Here is a 19,079-nt window from a genome sequence, read left to right on the forward strand (position 1 = left end):
AGGAGGCAATCCACCGTGACGCCGGACCTCACCCCAGACATCCGTCCGCTGATGGCCGGGTTCCCCACCGGCGTGGCCGTGGTCACGTCGCTCGCCCCGGACGGCACCCCCTGGGGGATGACCTGCACCTCGCTGTGCAGCGTCGCCCTCGACCCACCGACCCTGCTGGTCTGCCTGCGGCGCGGAAGCCCGACCCTCGACGCCGTGCTGGCCAGCGGCGCCCTCGCCGTCAACCTGCTGCACAGCCGCGCCCGGGCCACTGCGGAGCTCTTCGCCTCCGGTGCCGCCGACCGCTTCGAGCGGGTCGTCTGGCGGGCCGACGCCCGCGACTGCTGCGGGCCGCACCTGGTCGAGTCGGCGCACACCATCGCCGACTGCCGGGTCACCGACGTCCACACGGTCGGCGACCACGCGGTGGTCATGGGCGGCGCCGTCGCGGTCGCCCAGCTCTGTGCCCAGCAGCCGTTGCTGTACGGAATGCGCAGGTACGGGGACTGGGCGGAGTCCGCCGAGGAGAGCCACCTGTACTACGACTTCATCTCCTGACCCGGGCGGCAAGCCAGCAATCTGGGAGATGAGGCCCGGCGCTGCGGGCGGCAGCATCGACACCACAGGCACATCGACACCACAGGCACATCGACATCACAGGCACATCGACTCGCACGCACGTCGACACACACGCACATCGACTTGTCGGCCGCCCGCGATCCGCCGGGCGCACGCGCACAGGGGGACGTGATGATCACCGATCAGGCGCCGGCCGGCGGAAGAGCGCGGGGTGGAGCGCGGACCGAAGAACGTCCGGCACGCCCGTGGGCCCAGTCGCTGACCCTCGATGCCGTCTTCAGCCGGGTGGCCCGCCGCCGTCCGGCCGGGATCGCCGTGCGGGAGGGGGCGGTGGGGCTCTCCTACGGGAAGGCCGAACTCCGCTCCGCCCAGCTGGCGACGGCGCTGGTGCGCGGCGGGGTACAGCTCGGCGACCCGGTGATCGTGCACTGCGACGACCACCGGCAGGCGGTGGTGGCCCAGCTCGCGGTGCTCAAGGCCGGAGGGGTGTGCGTGCCCGTGCCGCCCGAGGTGAGCGGCCCGGGGCTGGAGCGGATCGCCGACATCAGCGGGGCGCAGGCGGTGGTCTGCGGCCCTGCGGGCCGGAGCGCCTGGCGCTCCGGCAGCCCGCTGGTCGTGCTGGACGCCGACACCTGGGGCAAGGTGCGTGTGCTGCGCGCCGACCCCTCGCTGCCGAGGTCCGGGCCGATGGACCCCGCCTACCTGCTGATCGCGGACGAGGACGGCCCCGATGCCAGCGGGCAGCTCATCGACCACCGCGCCTGGCAGTTCTCCATGGCCGCCAGGATTCAGCAGGTCGGGGTGGCCGACGGCGCGGTGACGGTCCGTGAGAGACCGACCGGGCCAAGAACGATCTCCGCGATGTGGTGGGCGTTCGCCTGCGGCGGCACCCTGCACACCCCGCCCCGCGCCGGTGAGCTGGTGCGGTCGCTCGCCTGGAGCGGTACGGCCGTCGCGGTCTTCAGCCCCGAGGAGTACGCACCGGTCCTGGAGGCCGTCGCGCTGACCCCGGAGGCCGTGGGACCGCGGGCGGTGGTGCTGGTCGGCGGCCCCTGTCCGCGCGAGCTGGTCGAGCGCCACTTCCAGGTGGTGCCCACGACGCGGCTGCGGGCGGAGTTCGCTCCGGCGGGCGGCGCCATGCCGTGGACCGCGATGGAGTTCTCGCTGCTGGAGGGGACGAAGCTACCGGAGTTCACGGTCGGCAGTCCGATGCCCAACGTCCATGTCCAGGTGCTGGGCCCCGAGGGCGCGGTGCTGCCGCCCGGCCGTATCGGCGAGGTCTGCGCCGCCGGTCCGGCCCTGCCCTTCGACAGCGTCCGCGCCGTCGGACGGGAGGTTCCCGAGGCGGACGGCGGGCTGATGCTGCGGTCGGCCCGGATGGGCCGCTGGCGGACCGACGGCACGCTGGAGATCACCGGTACCTGCGCGGCCCGGTAGGGCGGCGGGGGAGCGGCTGCCCTTTGGCGAGGAGGTCCTGCCCCGCTGGGTGCCGGTGGTCGGAACCTTCGCGGTGCGGGCAGGGGCGGCCCGGACGCCGCCCCTGCCCAGTCTCTGCGCGGACCGTCAGTCCGCCGCCGCCGGGCTGGTGGCGGCCGCCGCGTCGCCGGTCGGCTCCGGGGGCTGCTCGGGCTCCGGGCGGATGATGGCCAGCGCCACCACGACCCCGAGCACCGCCAGCCCGGAGGCTCCCAGGAAGGCCCAGTGGAAGCCGGCGTTGAGCGCCGTGGCCCGGTCCCCGCCCACCGACGCGGTGTGCGAGCCGGCGACCGAGGCCAGGACGGCGACGCCCAGGCCCGCGCCCAGCCGCTGCGTGGTGTTGACCACGCCCGACACGATGCCCGTCTCGGCGGGGTCCGCGGCCCGCACCCCGGGCATGGTCGAGCCGACGAAGCAGGCAGGCAGGCCCACCGCGAAGATCACTGCGGCCGGGAGGAAGCCGGTGACGTAGTCCGCGTCCACCGGCAGCCGCCCCATGATGAAGAGGGCGACGGCCAGGAACGCCATGCCGTAGGCCAGGACCGGCCGGGGTCCCAGCCGCTTCAGGGCGATCGGGATCAGCGTCCGTGACACCGGGATGCCCAGCAGCGCGATCGGAAGCACCGCCAGACCGGCCCGGATGGCGTTGTACCCGTGCACCTCCTGGAAGTACAGGGAGATGAAGACAAAGGCGGGCACATGGGTGGCGCCCACCACGAAGTTGGCCGCCGAGGACCCGGTGATGTTGCGCTCCCGGAAGATCCGGAAGGGCAGCAGCGGCTCGGCCACCCTGCGTTCGATCAGGACGAAGGACACGCCGAGGACCACGGCCAGGGCAGCCAGCAGCCACTGCACCGTGTCCAGGCCGCCCTCCGAGGCCATCGTGGCCACATAGACCACCAGCAGCAGGCAGCCGGTGCCGGTGAGCATGCCGGGCAGGTCGAGCCGGCGGCGGCTCACCGACCGCCTGTCGATGCCGTCCGCAGGCAGCAGACGGGTGCTCAGCAGCAGCCCGGCCACCCCGATCGGCACATTGACCAGGAAGACCCACTCCCAGCCGAGCAGCTGCACGATGGCGCCGCCGAGGGCCACACCGCCCGCCGCACCGACGGCGCCCATGGCGCTCCAGACGCCGAATGCCCGCCGGCGTGCCTCGGGCTCGGTGAACATGGCGGTGAGCAGCGCCAGTTCGGCGGGGATCAGGACGGCGGCTCCGACGCCCTGGATCGCCCGAGCCGTGATGAGCACCCAGCCGGTGCTGGTCAGTCCGGCCAGCAGCGACGCCCCGGTGAAGAGGGCGAGGCCCACGCGGAACATCATGCGCCTGCCGAACAGGTCGGCGGTCCGCCCGGCACCGAGCTGGAATCCGCCGAAGGTCACCTGGTACGCGGTGCTGACCCAGGCCAGCGCGACCACGCTCATGCCCAGCGCTGCCCCGATGGTGGGCATCGCCAGATTGATGATCGAAACGTCCAGGAAGACGATCAGCTCGACACCCGTGAGCAGTAGTAGCGCCGCACGTCGACCCGCCAGAACTCCGGCCATCCAGGGCCTCCCTCCGGTGCAGGCCGCACCTCGGCGCGGCCAGTTTTCTGTAGCGTAACTCTAGCGTTCAACTCTAGTAAAGCCCATCGGGCCCGACGTACCGGTCAGGCGCTCTCCCGAATGGCGTGCCGCCCGCCCCAGGCGAAGAGCAGCGCCGCGACGAAGACCACGGCCACCAGGGCCCAGCCCGCGCCGTAGCCGCCCCTGGTGTCCGCGAGCAGGCCGAAGAGCAGCGGACCGGCCACAAAGCCGCCGAAGAAGCCCATGGAGACCAGGGCGGAGGCATGGCCGGTCCGGCCGAAACCCCGCCCCTTGGTGACGGCGACCATGGAGAGCGCGTTGGCCGCCGCGGCCGAGCCGCCCAGGCCGAGGGCGCCGACCCAGACCAGCCAGTGCGCGCCGACGGCGGCCGGGACGAGAGCCGCGAAGCCCGCCGCCGCCACGGCGAGGACGAGCAGCGGGGTGGCGATGTCGGCCAGTCGCTCGCTGAACCTCGCCCACAGCAGCCGGGCGGCGATGCCGGAGACGCCGATCGTGGCGATCAGGGCGCCCGCCGCCTGCTCCCCCAGCGCCAGCCGCTGGTGGGCGTAGAGCGGCAGGTAGGTGTTGAGCGATGCCAGTCCGCAGCCCACGCAGAGCGAGTAGGCCATCAGCCACCGGGTCGCGGTGTTGGGCGCTCGGGGCAGCGTCAGGGCGCCTGCGCCGGTGCGTTGCGGGTCGCGGGGCAGGGTCAGGGCGGCGAGGGCGGCCAGCGCGGCGATCGGTGCGACCGTCGCGAACGCGGCCCGCCAGGACAGCGCGTGCGCCAGGGGCGGCAGCGCCAGGCCGGCGATCAGCGCGGCGAGCGGCACGCCGGACTGCTTGACGCCCACGGCGAACGCCCGGCGCTGCGGCGGCAGATGGGTGGCGATCAGCCGGTTCGTGGACGGATTGGCCAGCGACTGCGCGACCCCGGCCAGCACCAGCGCGCCGAGCAGCAGGCCGTACGTCCGGGTGGACGCCAGCAGGGCGAAGTCGACCGCGATCAGCGCGAGGAGGGCGGCGAACGCCCGCCGGCCCCCGATCAGGTCGGTCAGGTGCCCGGCGTACAGCGACAGCACGGTCGCGGTGCCGAACGCCACTGCGGTCAGCAGCCCGAGTTGGTACCGGGAGATGCCGAGATCATCGATGATGAAAGGCCCCAGAGTACCGATGGCGTACAGGACGAACATGGACAGGCCCATGCCGCCGGTGAGCAGTGGGACGAACGACCTCGGCGCGGCCGTCGGTTCTGCGGGTGTCCGCTGGGCCGAGTCGGCTGTCATGGGTGAACCCCCTGTTGCAACAATGTACGTGTAGTGGGACTCTAGACTTAAACTACAGTAACTTGGTGATGTAGACGATGAAGAAGACCGACGGAAGGCGCCTGCGCGCGGAGCAGACCAGGCGGCGGATGCTCGATGCGGCGTTGAAGCTGTTCCTCCAGAACGGCTACCGCGCCACCACCATCGAGTCGATCGCCCAGGAAGCCGGGGTCGCCGTACAGACGATCTACTTCTCGTTCGGCAACAAGCAGAAGATCCTCAAAGAGCTGATCGACCTTCATGTGGCCGGGGACGAGGACCCGGTACCGACCCTGGAACGCCCGCAGGTACGCGAGGCGCTCTCCGAGCAGGACCCCCGCGAGCAACTCCGCCAACTGGCGCGGCTCACCCGGACGATCAACGAACGGGTGGCGTCGCTGCTGGAGATGCTGCGCAACGCCGCCATCGCCAGCGGCGACGGGGTGGAGCTCTGGGAGGCCAACAAGGAGCAGCGGCGGACCGTGCAGCGGCGCTTCATCGACGCACTGGCGCTGAGGCAGCCGCTGCCCGGCGGCCGCACAACCGAGTGGGCGGTGGATGTCTGCTACGCGCTGCTCGGTCCGGAGATGTACCACCTGCTGGTCATCGAACGGGGCTGGACGCCGGAGCAGTGGGAGGCGTGGGCGTACGACGCCCTCTGCTGCCACCTCCTCGGCCCCGCCTGAGGCTGCCGGCTCCGGGTCGCCGCGCTGCCCTCGGCACACCGACGACAACGACGACACGAGGGAGCCATGACCACCTCCACACAGGCCAGCCCCGACACCGGGAAAGGACCGGCCCCGGTCACCGGGCGACTGGCCTCGCTCGCCCGGACCCTGGCCGACCGCCGCCGGATCGTACTGATCCTGGTCGCGCTGATCGCGGTCGGCGCGGCGGCGGTCGGCGCCGGGGCCAAGGCCCGCCTGTCCAGCGGCGGCTACACCCAGGACTCCGCCGAGTCCACCCGCGCCGACCGCCTGCTCGCCGAGCGGTTCCACGCCGGCGCACCCAATATCGTGCTGACCGCCCGGGCTGAGGGGGAGGTCGATTCCCCCCGGGCGGCGGCCGACGGACGGGAACTGACGGAACGGATCTCCCACGCCGAGGGTGTCGTGTACGCCCAGTCCTTCTGGACCACCGGGGACCCCGCACTGCGCTCGGCGGACGGCCGCACCGCGCTCGTCCTGGTCAAGTTGGGCGGTGACGAGAACCACGCCTACCGCACCGCGCTCGACCTGGTGCCCACCCTGGTCGGGCGGCAGGGCGCGCTGGAGGTCCGGGCGACCGGCTCCGCGCAGGTGAACTCCGAGGCGGACGAGGAGAGCGCCAAGGACCTCGAACGCGCCGAACTGCTGGCCGCCCCGCTCACCCTGCTCATCCTGCTCGCCGCCTTCGGCTCGCTGGTGGCCGCCGGACTGCCACTGCTGGTCGGGGTGGTCTCGGTGGCGGGGACCTACGCGGTACTCCGGGCGCTCACCGAGGCCACCTCGGTCTCCGTCTTCGCCCTCAACATCACCACGGCCCTCGGCTTCGGCCTGGCCGTGGACTACAGCCTCTTCATCATCACCCGCTACCGGGAGGAACTGGCCCGGGGCCGGGAGGTCGGCGAGGCCATCGCCGCGAGCCTGCGCAGCGCCGGACGCACGGTCCTGTTCTCCGCGCTCACCGTGCTGCTCTCGCTCTCCGCGCTGCTGGTCTTCCCCCTGTACTTCCTGCGCTCGCTGGCCTACGCGGGCATCGCCGTGGTCGCCTTGGCGGCGGCCACCTCCCTGCTGATGCTGCCGCCCCTGCTGGCGCTGATCGGCCACCGCATCGACCGCTTCGACGTCTTCGCGCCGCTGCGCCGCCGACTGCCCGGCGCCGCGACGGGACGGGGGGTGTGGCACCGGCTGGCGCTCGCGGTGATGCGCAGGCCGGCCGTGGTCGGCACGGTGGTGGCGCTGCTGCTGGTGGCCCTGGCACTGCCGTTCACCCAGGCCAGGTTCGCGCTGATGGATGACCGGGTGCTGCCGCGCGCGAGCGCCGCCCACCTCGCCTCCGAGACGGTGCGGGAGGAGTTCAAGGGGGCGCAGTCCGCACCGGTGGTGGTGGTCGCCCCCAGCCTCGATCCGGCGGCGCGCGGCCCGGAGCTGGCCGACTACGCCTCCCGGCTGTCCGCCCTGGAGCACACCGTGCGGGTCGACACCGCCGTGGGCGTCTTCGCCGGCGGCAGGCAGTCGGCACCGCCGGGTGACGCCGCAGCCGCCTACCGGGACGCGGACGGCACCTGGCTCTCCGTCGTCTCCGACGTCGACCCGGGCTCGGCGGCGGGCGAGCACTACCTCCGGGAGGTACGCGCGGTGCCCGCCCCCGACCCCGTCCTGGTGGGCGGCGACTCGGCGGCTCAGGTGGACACCAAGGACATGCTCGCCGACCGGCTCCCCTGGGCCGGGGCGGTCATCGGGGTGAGCATGCTGGTGCTGCTCTTCCTCTTCTCCGGCAGCGTGGTCATCCCCGTCAAGCAGCTGATCCTCAACATGCTCAGCCTGACCGCGTCCTTCGGGGCCATGGTCTATGTGTTCCAGGACGGGCATCTGAAGTGGCTGGTCGGCGACTTCGTGCACACCGGGCAGTTGGAGGTGACGGTGCCCATCCTGATGTTCTGCGTCGCCTTCGGGCTCTCCATGGACTACAGCGTCTTCCTGCTGTCGCGGATCAGGGAGGAGTACCTCGCCACCGGTGACAACACCCACGCCGTCGCATTCGGCATGGAGCGCACCGGCCGCCTGATCACGGCGGCGGCCTTGATCGTCGCCACGGTGCTGGGGGCCCTCGCCACCTCGCAGTTGAGCATCCTCAAGCTGCTCGGCGCCGGGCTGGCGCTCACGGTCCTGGTCGACGCCACGCTGGTCCGCGGGCTGCTGGTGCCGGCGGCCATGCGGCTGCTCGGCAGGGCCAACTGGTGGGCACCCGCACCGCTGCGGCGGCTGCACGAGCGGTTCGGCCTGACGGACTCCTGACGAAGCCCGAAGTGGCTGGACGGCCTCGGCCGTCCAGCCACTCGCAGTCGATGACATGGCGTCAGGGAGCCGCCGGCTCGGCCTGCGGGGCCTGCGGGGCGTGCGGGGCACCGGAGGGCAGTGCGCGGTAGATGCGTCCGTACACCGGGTACCGGTGCAGAAGCCACCGCTGGAAGTGCTCCTCCGCCTCCGGAGCGGTGCGCATCCGTGCCCCCTCCTGCCGCAGGAAGTCGAGATAGCAGTTGCCGATCCGGACCGGCACCCGCATCGCCAGCCGCATGGGCTTGCGCATGATCGCGTCGATGTCCGCCACCGGGCCCCGATCCTCCAGGATGTGGTCCGGGTGGAGGTTGAGCATCGCGTGGCCGGTGCCGTCCCAGTCCACCACTTCGCTCTGCGGATTGAGATGCCGGCTGCCGAGCGACAGCGCCTCGTCATCCGAGGGGTCGCAGCGTAACCAGGCCCCGTCGAGCTGCACATAGGCGTACACATGCTTGCTCACGGGCGCCACGAAGCGGCTGAGCCGTGGCGGCGCCACCGGCCCGAAGTACTCCCTGCCCCGAACCGACATCACCCCGTACCCGGCCGGTATCCCGAGCGAGCGCAGCAGGGCGACCAGGAGGTTGCTGCTGTTGGTACAGGTCCCGCTGCCCCGCGCCAGGGTCTCGGCGGCGGTCCGCTGCCAGTTTCCGACCTCGTACTTGACGGAGTCCCGGACCAGGCGGAACGCGTCGACGGCGGTCTCCCGCGCGTCGTCACCGGCCGATCGGAGCTCTTCTGCGAGGTGCTGAAGGGTGGGGTGGGAAAAGTTGCAGAAACGGGTTTCCCGAAGGAAAGGGTCACTCTGCGCCATATCTGGCTACCTCTTCGCCCCGCTGCCGTGGTAGAGCCTGCGGAGCGCCCTGTCGCGCACCGCCCCGGTGAGCCTGGCGCCCACCAGGGGTGCTCTGCCACTCCGAGATTGCTCACCTGCGTCGCGGCAGCAGTCCCCGGACGATTCCGGCATGTACGTCACTCATGCGTGAGGGATCGATCTCGGACAGCGGGAACCATCCGGTGTCCCGGGCGTCGTCCCCCGCGACGGGCTGCGGCCGTCCGCCCGCCCCGGACGGCAGCCGGATGTGGAACGCGGTGCTCTCGATCCAGGCGTTGTCCGTGTTCCGCAGCGACCCGGCGGCGACACCGCTGCGCAGTACCCTCGCCGTGCCGCCGGGCACCACCACCCCGGTCTCCTCCCATGTCTCCCGGACCGCTGTGCGCAGCGGATGCTCCCAACTGCCGTCCGCGCCGGGCTCGCTGAAGCCGCCGGGGAAGGCCAGCTGACCGGTGTCCCCCCGCTCCACCAGCAGCACCCGCACCCCGTCGCCGCTGCCGTCGGTCACCACCGCGTCGGCCGTGAGGTTCGGGCCGAGTGACCAGAGCCGGCCGAAGCCGCTGATCCCCGTCGGGCCGGCCGGGTTGAGCGGCCGACCGGTCGCCGGGCAGCGCGGCACGACCCGGCAGCTGGAGAGCCGCCGCACCTGTCGCCACACTGCGGCCAGGTCGGGCCGATCCCAGTCCGGCACTCGCCGCCGGACGGAGTCCGCGGTGTACTCCACGGGCGTGTATCCGGGGCCCAGCCGCTGCCAGTCACGCTCGACCGGCACAGCGGCATCGGGATAGCCGATGCGCCGACGCAGCTCCCTGAACGTGCTCTCCTCCATGGCGTCCCCCTGCCTCGGTGCCCCCAACGCGGATCGAGAGCGTGGCACAGCCGCCGACTGCCCCGCCATCCAGAGGATGTGCAGGCCGCCTCCAGTGCGCACGGCGCAGACTGTGCTCCGTACCGCGCCCACCAGGCGCAGGTGCGCCGCGCCGCGCCGTCGGTCCTCACCCAGGGCCGGGCCGACCCGGCGGCGGGCCGGATCTCGCGGGGGGCACCCCTGCGGGAGGTTCCGCCGCTCTGCTCCGACCCCTCCGCCTTCGGCGGCGCATGCGGTGGGCCTGCGCCGTCTGACTGTCCGCAGGGCACGGCCCGCCCCGGATCTGGTTGGGAGACGCCAGATGGCTGTCAGGACCAAGGAGATCAAGCAGCTGGACCGGGTGGTGATCCGGTTTGCCGGGGATTCCGGTGATGGCATGCAGTTGACCGGGGATCGTTTCACTTCGGAGACGGCGTCCTTCGGTAACGACCTGTCGACTCTGCCGAACTTTCCGGCGGAGATCCGGGCGCCTGCCGGGACGCTGCCGGGTGTCTCCAGCTTCCAGTTGCACTTCGCGGACCATGACATCCTCACGCCGGGTGATGCTCCGCATGTGCTGGTGGCGATGAACCCGGCGGCGTTGAAGGCGAACCTGCCGGATGTGCCGCGTGGTGCGGAGATCATTGTGAACACCGATGAGTTCACCAAGCGGGCGCTGGCGAAGGTGGGGTATGCGGGTGATCCGCTGGCGGACGGGTCGCTGGAGGCGTGGAGTGTGCACCGGGTGCCGCTGACGACGCTGACGCTGGAGGCGCTGAAGGACTCCGGGCTGGCCCGCCGGGACGCCGAGCGGGCGAAGAACATGTTCGCGCTGGGCCTGCTGTCGTGGATGTACCACCGGCCCACCGAGGGCACGGAGCGGTTCCTGCGGGCCAAGTTCGCGGGGAGGCCGCAGATCGCCGAGGCCAATGTCGCGGCCTTCCGCGCGGGGTGGAACTTCGGGGAGACCACCGAGGACTTCGCGGTCTCCTACGAGGTCGCCCCCGCGCCGCTGCCGGCCGGCCGGTACCGCAACATCTCCGGCAACCTCGCCCTGTCCTACGGCCTGATCGCCGCTTCCCGCCGCTCCGGGCTGCCGCTCTACCTGGGCTCGTACCCGATCACCCCCGCCTCCGACATCCTGCACGAGCTGGCCAGGCACAAGAACTTCGGTGTGCGGACCTTCCAGGCCGAGGACGAGATCGCCGGCATCGGCGCCGCCCTGGGCGCGGCGTTCGGCGGGGCACTGGCGGTGACCACCACCTCCGGCCCCGGGGTCGCGCTGAAGAGCGAGACGATCGGGCTGGCGGTCTCCCTGGAGCTGCCGCTGCTGATCGTGGACATCCAGCGCGGCGGCCCCTCCACCGGACTGCCCACCAAGACCGAGCAGGCCGACCTGCTCCAGGCCATGTACGGGCGCAACGGCGAGGCCCCGGTGCCGATCGTGGCCCCGGCCACCCCGGCGGACTGCTTCGACGCCGCCGTGGAGGCCGCCCGCATCGCGCTGGCCTACCGCACCCCGGTCCTGCTGCTCTCCGACGGCTACCTGGCCAACGGCTCCGAGCCCTGGCGCATCCCGGACGTGGCCGGGCTGCCGGACCTGGCCCCGGTCTTCGCCACCGAGCCCAACCACACCACCGACCAGGGCCAGGAGGTCTTCTGGCCCTACAAGCGCGACCCGCGGACCCTGGCCCGGCCCTGGGCCCTGCCCGGCACCCCCGGCCTGGAGCACCGCATCGGCGGGATCGAGAAGCAGGACGGCTCCGGCAACATCTCCTACGACCCGGCCAACCACGAGCACATGGTCCGCACCCGCCAGGCCAAGATCGACGGCATCGCCGCCACGATCCCCCCGGTGGACGTCGACGACCCCACCGGCGACGCCCCCCTGCTCGTGCTGGGCTGGGGCTCCACCTACGGACCCATCACCGCGGCGGTGCGCCGGGCCCGGGCCCAGGGCGGCCGGGTCGCGCAGGCGCACCTGCGGCACCTCAACCCCTTCCCCGCCGACCTGGGCACCGTCCTGCGCTCCTACCGCCAGGTCCTGATCCCGGAGATGAACCTCGGCCAGCTCACCCGCCTGATCCGCGCCCAGTACCTGGTCGACGCCCGTCCCATCACCCAGGTCAACGGCATGCCCTTCAAGGCCGAGCACCTCGCCGACGCCATCCAGGCAGCCCTCCAGGAAGGACCGACCCGCCATGTCTGAGGCCACCGCCCACCGCGACGGCACCGCGCTGCCCGCGCTCTCCCTGGTGCCCAAGGCCACCGGGCCCCAGACCGCCCGGGACTTCAAGACCGACCAGGAGGTCCGCTGGTGCCCCGGCTGCGGCGACTACGCCATCCTCGCCGCCGTCCAGGCCTTCATGCCCGAACTCGGCATCGCCCGCGAGAACACCGTCTTCATCTCCGGCATCGGCTGCTCCTCCCGCTTCCCGTACTACATGAACACCTACGGGATGCACTCCATCCACGGCCGTGCCCCGGCCATCGCCACGGGTCTGGCCTCCTCCCGGCCGGATCTGTCCGTCTGGGTCGTCACCGGTGACGGTGACGCTCTCTCCATCGGTGGGAACCACCTCATCCATGCGCTGCGGCGGAATGTGAATCTGAAGATCCTGCTGTTCAACAACCGGATCTACGGGTTGACCAAGGGGCAGTACTCGCCGACGTCGGAGTTGGGGAAGGTCACCAAGTCGACGCCGATGGGTTCGCTGGACGCGCCGTTCAACCCGGTGTCGCTGGCGTTGGGTGCGGAGGCGTCGTTCGTGGGCCGCACCATCGACTCCGACCGCAGGCACCTGCAGTCGGTGCTGCGGGCGGCGGCCGAGCACCGGGGCACGGCGCTGGTGGAGATCTACCAGAACTGCAACATCTTCAACGACGGTGCCTTCGATGCGCTGAAGGAGCCGGGGACGCGGGAGGAGGCGCTGATCCGGCTGGAGCACGGCCGGCCGATCCGGTTCGGTGCCGATCTGGGCCAGGGTGTCTTCCGCGATCCGGTGAGCGGTGAGCTGTTCACGGCCGAGGTGACGCCGCGGAACGAGGCGGCCGTGCTGGTCCACGACGTGGGCGGTCCCAGCCCCGCCACCGCCTTCGCGCTCTCCCGCCTCGCCGACCCCGACACCCTGCACCACACCCCGATCGGCGTGCTCCGCGACATCGACCGCCCGGTCTACGACACCCTGATGGCCGACCAACTCGACCGCGCCGTCCAGGCCAAGGGCGAAGGCGACCTCACCGCCCTCCTCACCGGCAACGACACCTGGACCGTCGACTGACCACCGCCCACCGACCGCCGTCGACTGACCACCTGAGCCCGGGTAGTGGCCGTCACTTCCGGTGAGTGCCTCCCTGCATTCCCGTCACGAGACCGGTTCCGGCTTGCCAGCGGAAAGACCTGTGCCACAGGATGGCCAACTGACCGCAAGCCGCCGTTGGCGGGATTTCGCCACACAGGGAAGGACAGCATGCTTGACGGACTGGGCCTCCCTGAGACCGAAAGCCGGGTGTACGCGGTCCTGGTCGCGGCACCGCAGTCGGACACCGCGGCTCTCGCACCCCGCTGCGGTCTGACGGAGCAGCAGGCCGAGGAGGCACTGGCGCGGCTGGCGGAGAAGGGCATGGCCACGCGGGCCCCGGGCAGCGGCACCCACTACCTCGCCGTCGCCCCCGATGTCGCCATCGGCACCCTGATCGGCCGCCGCGAGGAGGAGCTGCGCAGCGCCCGCGCCGAGATGCACCGGCTGATGGACGCCTTCCGCGACGCCTCCCGCTACACCGACCCGGCCTGCTCCGTCGAGGTGCTCACTGGCAGCGAGGCGATATCCCAGCGCTTCGAACACCTCCAGGACACCGCGCAGGAGCAGATCCGAGGCTTCGACCGCCCCCCGTACGTCCAGAACCCCGGCCTCAACCTCGGCCGCGCCCGCCGCCTGCTGCGCGACGGCATCCGCTATCGCGTCATCTACGACCGCGAGGCGGTCGCCTGGCCGGGACGGCTGGACAATGACATCCGGATCAGCTGTGAGGACGGCGAGGAGGCCCGGGTGCGGGTCGCCCTCCCAATGAAGATGATCATGGCGGACGACCGGATGGCGATCCTGCCGATCAGCTCCGGCAACCGGGTGCTGGACGCCGCCTACGTCGTCCACCCCTGCTCCCTGCTGGAGGCGCTGGCCACCCTCTTCGAGGCCGAGTGGGAGCGCGCCGTACCGCTGCGCGCCACCGCCGGGCGGGTCGGCCTCCCGGAGGCCGCCCCCGACCGGCCGGGCGAGGACCACCGCAGACTGCTCGGCCTGCTCGCCGCCGGGCTCACCGACGAGGCCATCGCCCGCGCCCTCGGCTGGAGCGCCCGCACCACACAGCGCCGCCTCCAGGGCCTGATGCGCGAACTGGGCGCCACCACCCGCTTCCAGGCGGGCATGGCCGCCCGCGAGCGCGGCTGGCTCTGACCCCGCCGGCCGGACACCCCGGCCCGTTCAGCTCCAGACGGTCATCGACGCCCACCGGCCGTCCGGGCCGCGCCGCACCTCCAGCATCCCGACCACGGCACTGCGGTTGACCGCCCCGTAGACATGTGGGAAGAGCACCCCCTCGGCGACCCCGGGCGGCGGCGGCCCGTCCGGGGCCTCCCAGCGCACTGCGGAGTCCAGCCGCTCCTCGTCGATCAGCAGCACCATCAGCGGGCCGTGCACCTCCCCGAAGAAGGCGTTGGCCACCGCCAAGGCGGTCGGCTCGTCCGCCGAGCAGTGGATGAAGCCCTCGGCTGCGAGCGACGCCGCCGCATACGGGCGGTCGGGCGCCTCCAGCCAGTCGTCCAGCGGAGCCAGGTGCAGGATCATCCTCCTGTTCTACCGGAGCCGGGCCCCGCCGTACCCCACCGTGCGCGTCGCCCCGCCACAAACCACTGGCCGCCCGGCAGCCCGATGCGGTACTCCTGACGGGTCCGGGCAGGCAGGGGAGGGCATATGAAGCAGGCAGCGACCGGGGCACTGCTGGGGCTCGCGATCGGGGACGCCATGGGCTTCCCCACCGAGTTCGAGGAGATCGAGGACATCGCAGCGCGCTGCCCCGACTGGCGGCAGCTGCGACTGCCCGGGCGTGCCCTGGTCACCGACGACACCCAGATGACGCTCGCCCTGGCACGCGGCCTCCGCGCGGCCCTCGAACGCGGCCCGCTCACCCCGAGCCGGCTGGCCGCGCCCGTCCGCGAGGAGTACGTCGCCTGGTGGCGCTCCCCGGAGAACAACCGCGCCCCCGGCCAGACCTGCCTCAAGGCGTGCTGGCTGCTCAGCAGGGACGACCGGCCCTGGCAGGAGTCCAGCCAGGTCGGCTCCAAGGGGTGCGGCGCCAATATGCGCGTCGCCCCGCTCGGCCTGGTCCCCGGCCTGAGCCCCGAGGAGCGCTCCGGCGCCGCCCAGTTTCAGTCCGCGCTCACCCACGGCCACCCCACCGCCCTCGCCGCGAGCGACCTCACCGCCCATGCGGTGCACCTGCTGGCATGCGGCGCGGCCCCGAGCGACCTGGTCGGACTGCTGCGCGCGTACGCCGGCCGGAACCGCACCCACTACCCCCGCCCCTGGCTGGGCGACCTCGCCGAGCGGGCCCACGACCACTCGCCGGAGGAGTTCGCCGAGCGGGGCTGGGACGAGTGCCTGGCGGCGCTGGACCGGCTGGACGCCGCCCTGGCCGACCCCGCCCCCGACGCCGACCCCTGCCTCGCCACCGGAGAGGGCTGGATCGCCGAGGAAGCGCTTGCCACCGCCCTGCTCTGCTTCCTGCTCTTCCCCGACGATCCGCAGACCGCCGTCCGCCGCGCCGCCTATTCCTCCGGCGACTCCGACTCCCTCGCCTGCCTCACCGGAGCGTTCGCCGGAGCCCACCACGGCGCCGGGGCATGGCCGAGGGAGTGGGTGCACGCCATCGAGTACCGGGACGAGCTGCTGGCCTTCGGCGCACTCTGGGACACGAACGGATAGACCGGCATCTCATCCCTCGGACCCCGGATCCCGAATGCCGACCTCCGCCGTGCCGCCTGGCAGCCGCTCGCATCAGGCCGCCTCGCTCCCGGGTATCCGTCGGCGGGCGGGGCAACCAGTGCCGCGCCTGCTGACCTGGCACGTCCCCTGTCCGCCGCGTGACCCCGGGCCGCCGTCTGCCGTGCCGCCTGGCAGCCGCTCGCATCCGGCCGCCTCGTTCCCGGGTATCCGTCGGCGGGCGGGGCAACCAGTGCCGCGCCTGCTGACCTGGCACGCCTCCCGTTCGCCGCGTGACCCCGGGCCGCCGTCTGCCGTGCCGCTTTGCGGCCGCTCGCATCCGGCCGCCTGGTTCCCCGGGTATCCGTCGGCGGGCGGGGCAACCAGTGCTGGGCCCGTTGACCTGGCACGCCCCCTGTCCGTCGCGTAATCCCGGGCCGCCGTCTGCCGTGCCGCCTGGCAGCCGCTCGCACCAGGCCGCCTCGCTTCCGGGTATCCGTCGGCGGGCGGGGCAACCAGTGCCGCGCCTGCTGACCTGGCACGCCCCTCGTCCGCCGCGTAATCCCGGCCCGCCGTCTGCCGTGTCGCCTGGCAGCCGCTCGCACCAGGCCACCCCGCTCCCGACCAATCACCGCCCAACGAGGCACTAGCCTTGGCGCAGCCGCCCGGAGCGGGATGCCGGGCGGCGTGAACCGGAGGGTCGGGCGGGGCCTGCGCAGCCGCCCGGCCGCCGGTCCCGGACAGCCGCCGGTCCGATCCGGCACAGCGGAGGCCCCGGACCCGGCAGAATGGACCCCGTGGCCCGAGCCGACCGGCCGGGCCCGCCCGCGACCGCCTTCCAGGGACGTACACCGCCATGCGCACAGTCGCCGTCGTCGGCACCGGACTGATCGGCACCTCCGCCGCCCTCGCCCTGTCGGCGCGCGGCATCGCCGTCCACCTTGAGGACGCCGACCACGACGCCGCCCGAACCGCAGCCGCGCTCGGCGCCGGCACCGTGGAACCCGCCGAGGGCCCGGTCGACCTGGCCGTCATCGCGGTGCCCCCGGCCCTCGTCGGCCCGGTGCTCGCCGACTGCCAGCAGCGCGGCCTGGCCCGCTGCTACACGGACGTCGCCAGCGTGAAGTCCGGCCCGCGCGCCGACATCGCCGCCCTCGGCCTGGACACCACCCACTACATCGGCAGCCACCCCATGGCCGGTCGCGAGATCTCCGGGCCGCTCGCCGGACGCGCCGACCTCTTCGAGGGCCGCCCCTGGGTGCTCACCCCCACCCCCGACACCGACACCGACACCCTCAACGCCGCCCTGGAACTGGTGGCCCTCTGCGGCGCCGTGCCGGTGGTCATGGACGCGGCGGCCCACGACCGCGCCGTCGCCCTGGTCTCGCACACGCCGCAGCTGGTCTCCTCGCTGGTCGCCGCCCGGCTTGAGCACGCCGAGGAGACCGCCGTACGCCTCTCCGGCCAGGGCGTCCGCGATGTGACCCGGATCGCCGCCTCCGACCCCCGGATGTGGATCGACATCCTCAGCGCCAACGCGGGCGTGGTCGCCGACATCCTGGAGGACGTCGCCGCCGACCTCGGCGAGACCGTCGCCGCGCTGCGCTCCCTCCAGGCCGCCGACGAGGCCAAGCGGCGGGAGGGCGCGCAGGGCATCACCGAGGTGATGCGGCGCGGCAACGCCGGCCAGGCCCGCATCCCCGGCAAGCACGGCGCCCCGCCCACCCGCTATGCCACCGTGGCCGTCCTCATCGGCGACCAGCCCGGTGAGCTGGCCCGCCTCTTCGGCGACGCCGGCCGGGCCGGGGTCAACATCGAGGACATCGCCATCGAGCACTCCACCGGCCAGCAGGCCGGCCTGGTGCAGCTCTCCGTCGCACCGTCCGCCGCCACCGGCCTCACCGCCGCGCTGCGCGAGCGCGGCTGGAGCGTACGGGACTGACCGGTCGCGGTCCGGAGGCCGTCCGCGGTCGACTAACCTTGAGGGGAATCCCCGCCACCCCGTCGCGAAGAGAGGTCCCCCGTGGAAACTGCCGGCCGAGCGAGCGCCCCGGTCGTCGTCGCCATCGACGGACCCTCGGGTTCGGGCAAGTCCACCGTCTCCCGCGCCGTGGCCGCCCGCCTCGGGCTCAGCTTCCTCGACACCGGTGCCATGTACCGGGCCATGACCTGGTGGATGCTGGCCAACGAGATCGACGTGGAGGACGCCGACGCGGTGGCCACCGTCTGCACCAAGCCGGTGATCGTCTCCGGTACGGACGCCGCGGGCCCCACCATCACGGTGGACGGCCAGGACGTCTCCGGCCCGATCCGGGGCCCCCAGGTCACCTCCCGGGTCTCCGCCGTCGCCGCCGTGCCGGAGGTCCGCACCCGGCTGGTGGAGCTCCAGCGCGCCTCCGCCGACGCCGCCGAGCGCGGCATCGTCGCCGAGGGCCGCGACATGGGCACCGTGGTCTTCCCGCGCGCCACCGTCAAGATCTTCCTCACCGCCTCCCAGGAGGCCCGGGCCGCCCGCCGCGCCGCCGAGCTGCGCGCCAAGGGCGTGGACGAGGCCACCATCGCGGCCATGGCCGCCGACCTGGGCCGCCGCGACGCCGCCGACTCCTCCCGCAGGACCGCGCCGCTCGCCAAGGCCGACGACGCCGTGGCGGTGGACACCAGCGACATGACCCTGGAGCAGGTCATAGACCACGTCGTGGACCTGGTACAGGCCCGCGCACCCCGTGCGGTGGCGACCGCCGGGTGAGCAGCACCGACCACGGAGAGGCCCCGCGTCAGGCCGTCCCGCGCCGGGCCGGCCGCTCCGCCGACACCCCGTACCGTCCCACCGAGCGCGGCGCCGCCGTGGGCCGCCGCATCGGCATCGCCCTCGCCCGCACCGGCTGGCGGGTCCGGGTGCTGGGCGGCTGGCGGGTGCCCGTCGCCGGGCCGGTGATCCTGGCCGCCAACCACGCCAACCTGGTGGACGGCCCGCTGCTGATGGGAATGTCCCCGCGCCCGACGCACTTCCTGGTCAAGGAGGAGATGTTCAGCGGGCCGGTCGGCGCCGTGCTGCGCGGGGTCGGCCAGATCCCGGTGCAGCGCCGCAGCGCCGACCGCACCGCCATCGGCTCCGCCCTGGAGGTGCTGAAGGACGGCGGCGTGCTGGGCGTCTTCCCCGAGGGCACCCGTGGCGACGGCGACTTCGCCCAGGTGCAGGGCGGCCTGGCGTACCTGGCGCTGCGCTCCGGCGCCCCCGTGGTCCCGGTGGCCGTCTTCGGCACCGGCGAGCGCGGCCGCACCCTGGGCGCGATCCCGCCGCTGCGCGGCCGGATCGACGTCGTCTTCGGCGACCCCTTCGACGCGGGCGACGGCTCGCGGCTGCGCACCCGCAAGGCCATGCAGGAGGCATCCGAGCGGGTCCGCACCCGGCTGGCCGGCCATCTCGCGCAGGCGCGGGAGCTGACCGGCCGCTGACCCCCCGACTTCCGC

16 protein-coding genes are annotated in these 19,079 nt (G+C 73.0%); 11 read left to right on the top strand and 5 right to left on the bottom strand.

Annotated features, from left to right (window positions below):
• Positions 1-15: 15 nt before the first annotated feature.
• Both C7M71_RS24655 and C7M71_RS24660 read left to right on the top strand, forming a co-directional pair.
• Entirely contained in the window at positions 16-546 is a 531-nt protein-coding gene (locus C7M71_RS24655) for a flavin reductase family protein (RefSeq protein WP_229758892.1), read from the top strand.
• A gap of 192 nt (positions 547-738) precedes the next feature.
• Positions 739-2,004, top strand: a complete 1,266-nt coding sequence (locus C7M71_RS24660) for an AMP-binding protein (protein WP_111492672.1) — start codon at positions 739-741, stop codon at positions 2,002-2,004.
• A 126-nt stretch (positions 2,005-2,130) separates the two neighbouring features.
• Here C7M71_RS24660 and C7M71_RS24665 read toward each other — a convergent pair whose 3' ends face one another.
• Together C7M71_RS24665 and C7M71_RS24670 are read right to left on the bottom strand one after the other, a co-directional pair.
• Complete coding sequence (locus tag C7M71_RS24665) at positions 2,131-3,588, bottom strand: MFS transporter (RefSeq protein ID WP_111492671.1); 1,458 nt, start codon at positions 3,586-3,588, stop codon at positions 2,131-2,133.
• Positions 3,589-3,692: 104 nt separating this feature from the next.
• Positions 3,693-4,892, bottom strand: coding sequence for an MFS transporter (locus C7M71_RS24670; RefSeq protein WP_229758893.1), 1,200 nt, complete (start codon positions 4,890-4,892; stop codon positions 3,693-3,695).
• A gap of 77 nt (positions 4,893-4,969) precedes the next feature.
• Here C7M71_RS24670 and C7M71_RS24675 point away from each other — a divergent pair, with 77 nt between their 5' ends.
• A complete protein-coding gene (locus C7M71_RS24675; RefSeq protein WP_111492669.1) occupies positions 4,970-5,596 on the top strand; it encodes a TetR/AcrR family transcriptional regulator in 627 nt (208 codons plus the stop codon).
• Positions 5,597-5,662: 66 nt separating this feature from the next.
• Complete coding sequence (locus tag C7M71_RS24680) at positions 5,663-7,909, top strand: MMPL family transporter (RefSeq protein ID WP_111492668.1); 2,247 nt, start codon at positions 5,663-5,665, stop codon at positions 7,907-7,909.
• A 61-nt stretch (positions 7,910-7,970) separates the two neighbouring features.
• Here C7M71_RS24680 and C7M71_RS24685 read toward each other — a convergent pair whose 3' ends face one another.
• Positions 7,971-8,762: a transglutaminase-like domain-containing protein gene (locus C7M71_RS24685; RefSeq protein WP_111492667.1), complete on the bottom strand. Its 792-nt coding sequence runs from the start codon at positions 8,760-8,762 to the stop codon at positions 7,971-7,973.
• A gap of 112 nt (positions 8,763-8,874) precedes the next feature.
• A complete protein-coding gene (locus C7M71_RS24690) occupies positions 8,875-9,612 on the bottom strand; it encodes an NUDIX domain-containing protein (protein ID WP_162824351.1) in 738 nt (245 codons plus the stop codon).
• A 340-nt stretch (positions 9,613-9,952) separates the two neighbouring features.
• Between C7M71_RS24690 and C7M71_RS24695 the strand changes: the two genes are divergently transcribed.
• The 3 genes from C7M71_RS24695 (at position 9,953) to C7M71_RS24705 (ending at position 14,084) form a co-directional block, all read left to right on the top strand.
• Positions 9,953-11,839 (top strand): 2-oxoacid:acceptor oxidoreductase subunit alpha, encoded by a 1,887-nt coding sequence (locus C7M71_RS24695; protein WP_114914545.1) that lies wholly within the window; start codon positions 9,953-9,955, stop codon positions 11,837-11,839.
• Positions 11,832-12,911, top strand: a complete 1,080-nt coding sequence (locus C7M71_RS24700) for a 2-oxoacid:ferredoxin oxidoreductase subunit beta (RefSeq protein WP_111495227.1) — start codon at positions 11,832-11,834, stop codon at positions 12,909-12,911. Before C7M71_RS24695 ends, C7M71_RS24700 begins: the two co-directional genes overlap by 8 nt.
• A gap of 189 nt (positions 12,912-13,100) precedes the next feature.
• Positions 13,101-14,084 (top strand): helix-turn-helix domain-containing protein, encoded by a 984-nt coding sequence (locus C7M71_RS24705; protein ID WP_111492873.1) that lies wholly within the window; start codon positions 13,101-13,103, stop codon positions 14,082-14,084.
• Between the two features lie 27 nt (positions 14,085-14,111).
• Here C7M71_RS24705 and C7M71_RS24710 read toward each other — a convergent pair whose 3' ends face one another.
• A complete protein-coding gene (locus tag C7M71_RS24710; protein WP_111492874.1) occupies positions 14,112-14,474 on the bottom strand; it encodes a DUF952 domain-containing protein in 363 nt (120 codons plus the stop codon).
• A gap of 126 nt (positions 14,475-14,600) precedes the next feature.
• On the opposite strand from C7M71_RS24710, the gene C7M71_RS24715 reads away from it, so the two are divergent.
• The 4 genes from C7M71_RS24715 to C7M71_RS24730 all read left to right on the top strand — a co-directional run bounded on the left by C7M71_RS24715 (position 14,601) and on the right by C7M71_RS24730 (position 19,064).
• Positions 14,601-15,611, top strand: coding sequence for an ADP-ribosylglycohydrolase family protein (locus C7M71_RS24715; protein WP_111492875.1), 1,011 nt, complete (start codon positions 14,601-14,603; stop codon positions 15,609-15,611).
• Positions 15,612-16,464: 853 nt separating this feature from the next.
• Positions 16,465-17,550, top strand: a complete 1,086-nt coding sequence (locus tag C7M71_RS24720; protein WP_111492876.1) for a prephenate dehydrogenase — start codon at positions 16,465-16,467, stop codon at positions 17,548-17,550.
• 81 nt (positions 17,551-17,631) lie between these two features.
• On the top strand, positions 17,632-18,354 hold the full coding sequence (gene cmk / locus C7M71_RS24725; protein ID WP_111492877.1) for a (d)CMP kinase: 723 nt from the start codon (positions 17,632-17,634) through the stop codon (positions 18,352-18,354).
• Positions 18,355-18,452: 98 nt separating this feature from the next.
• Complete coding sequence (locus C7M71_RS24730) at positions 18,453-19,064, top strand: lysophospholipid acyltransferase family protein (protein ID WP_229759229.1); 612 nt, start codon at positions 18,453-18,455, stop codon at positions 19,062-19,064.
• Positions 19,065-19,079: the final 15 nt, after the last annotated feature.

The organism is Peterkaempfera bronchialis (genome assembly GCF_003258605.2).
Lineage (GTDB): Bacteria > Actinomycetota > Actinomycetes > Streptomycetales > Streptomycetaceae > Peterkaempfera > Peterkaempfera bronchialis.

What these genes read in the sequence shown, in the direction of transcription:
- C7M71_RS24660 (WP_111492672.1), top strand. Translation starts at nt 739, where the DNA reads ATGATCACCGATCAGGCGCCGGCCGGCGGAAGAGCGCGGGGTGGAGCG.
- C7M71_RS24675 (WP_111492669.1), top strand. Translation starts at nt 4,970, where the DNA reads ATGAAGAAGACCGACGGAAGGCGCCTGCGCGCGGAGCAGACCAGGCGG.
- C7M71_RS24670 (WP_229758893.1), bottom strand. Translation starts at nt 4,892, where the DNA reads ATGACAGCCGACTCGGCCCAGCGGACACCCGCAGAACCGACGGCCGCG.
- C7M71_RS24705 (WP_111492873.1), top strand. Translation starts at nt 13,101, where the DNA reads ATGCTTGACGGACTGGGCCTCCCTGAGACCGAAAGCCGGGTGTACGCG.
- C7M71_RS24695 (WP_114914545.1), top strand. Translation starts at nt 9,953, where the DNA reads ATGGCTGTCAGGACCAAGGAGATCAAGCAGCTGGACCGGGTGGTGATC.
- C7M71_RS24685 (WP_111492667.1), bottom strand. Translation starts at nt 8,762, where the DNA reads ATGGCGCAGAGTGACCCTTTCCTTCGGGAAACCCGTTTCTGCAACTTT.
- C7M71_RS24690 (WP_162824351.1), bottom strand. Translation starts at nt 9,612, where the DNA reads ATGGAGGAGAGCACGTTCAGGGAGCTGCGTCGGCGCATCGGCTATCCC.
- C7M71_RS24680 (WP_111492668.1), top strand. Translation starts at nt 5,663, where the DNA reads ATGACCACCTCCACACAGGCCAGCCCCGACACCGGGAAAGGACCGGCC.
- C7M71_RS24710 (WP_111492874.1), bottom strand. Translation starts at nt 14,474, where the DNA reads ATGATCCTGCACCTGGCTCCGCTGGACGACTGGCTGGAGGCGCCCGAC.
- C7M71_RS24720 (WP_111492876.1), top strand. Translation starts at nt 16,465, where the DNA reads ATGCGCACAGTCGCCGTCGTCGGCACCGGACTGATCGGCACCTCCGCC.
- C7M71_RS24715 (WP_111492875.1), top strand. Translation starts at nt 14,601, where the DNA reads ATGAAGCAGGCAGCGACCGGGGCACTGCTGGGGCTCGCGATCGGGGAC.
- C7M71_RS24665 (WP_111492671.1), bottom strand. Translation starts at nt 3,588, where the DNA reads ATGGCCGGAGTTCTGGCGGGTCGACGTGCGGCGCTACTACTGCTCACG.
- C7M71_RS24700 (WP_111495227.1), top strand. Translation starts at nt 11,832, where the DNA reads ATGTCTGAGGCCACCGCCCACCGCGACGGCACCGCGCTGCCCGCGCTC.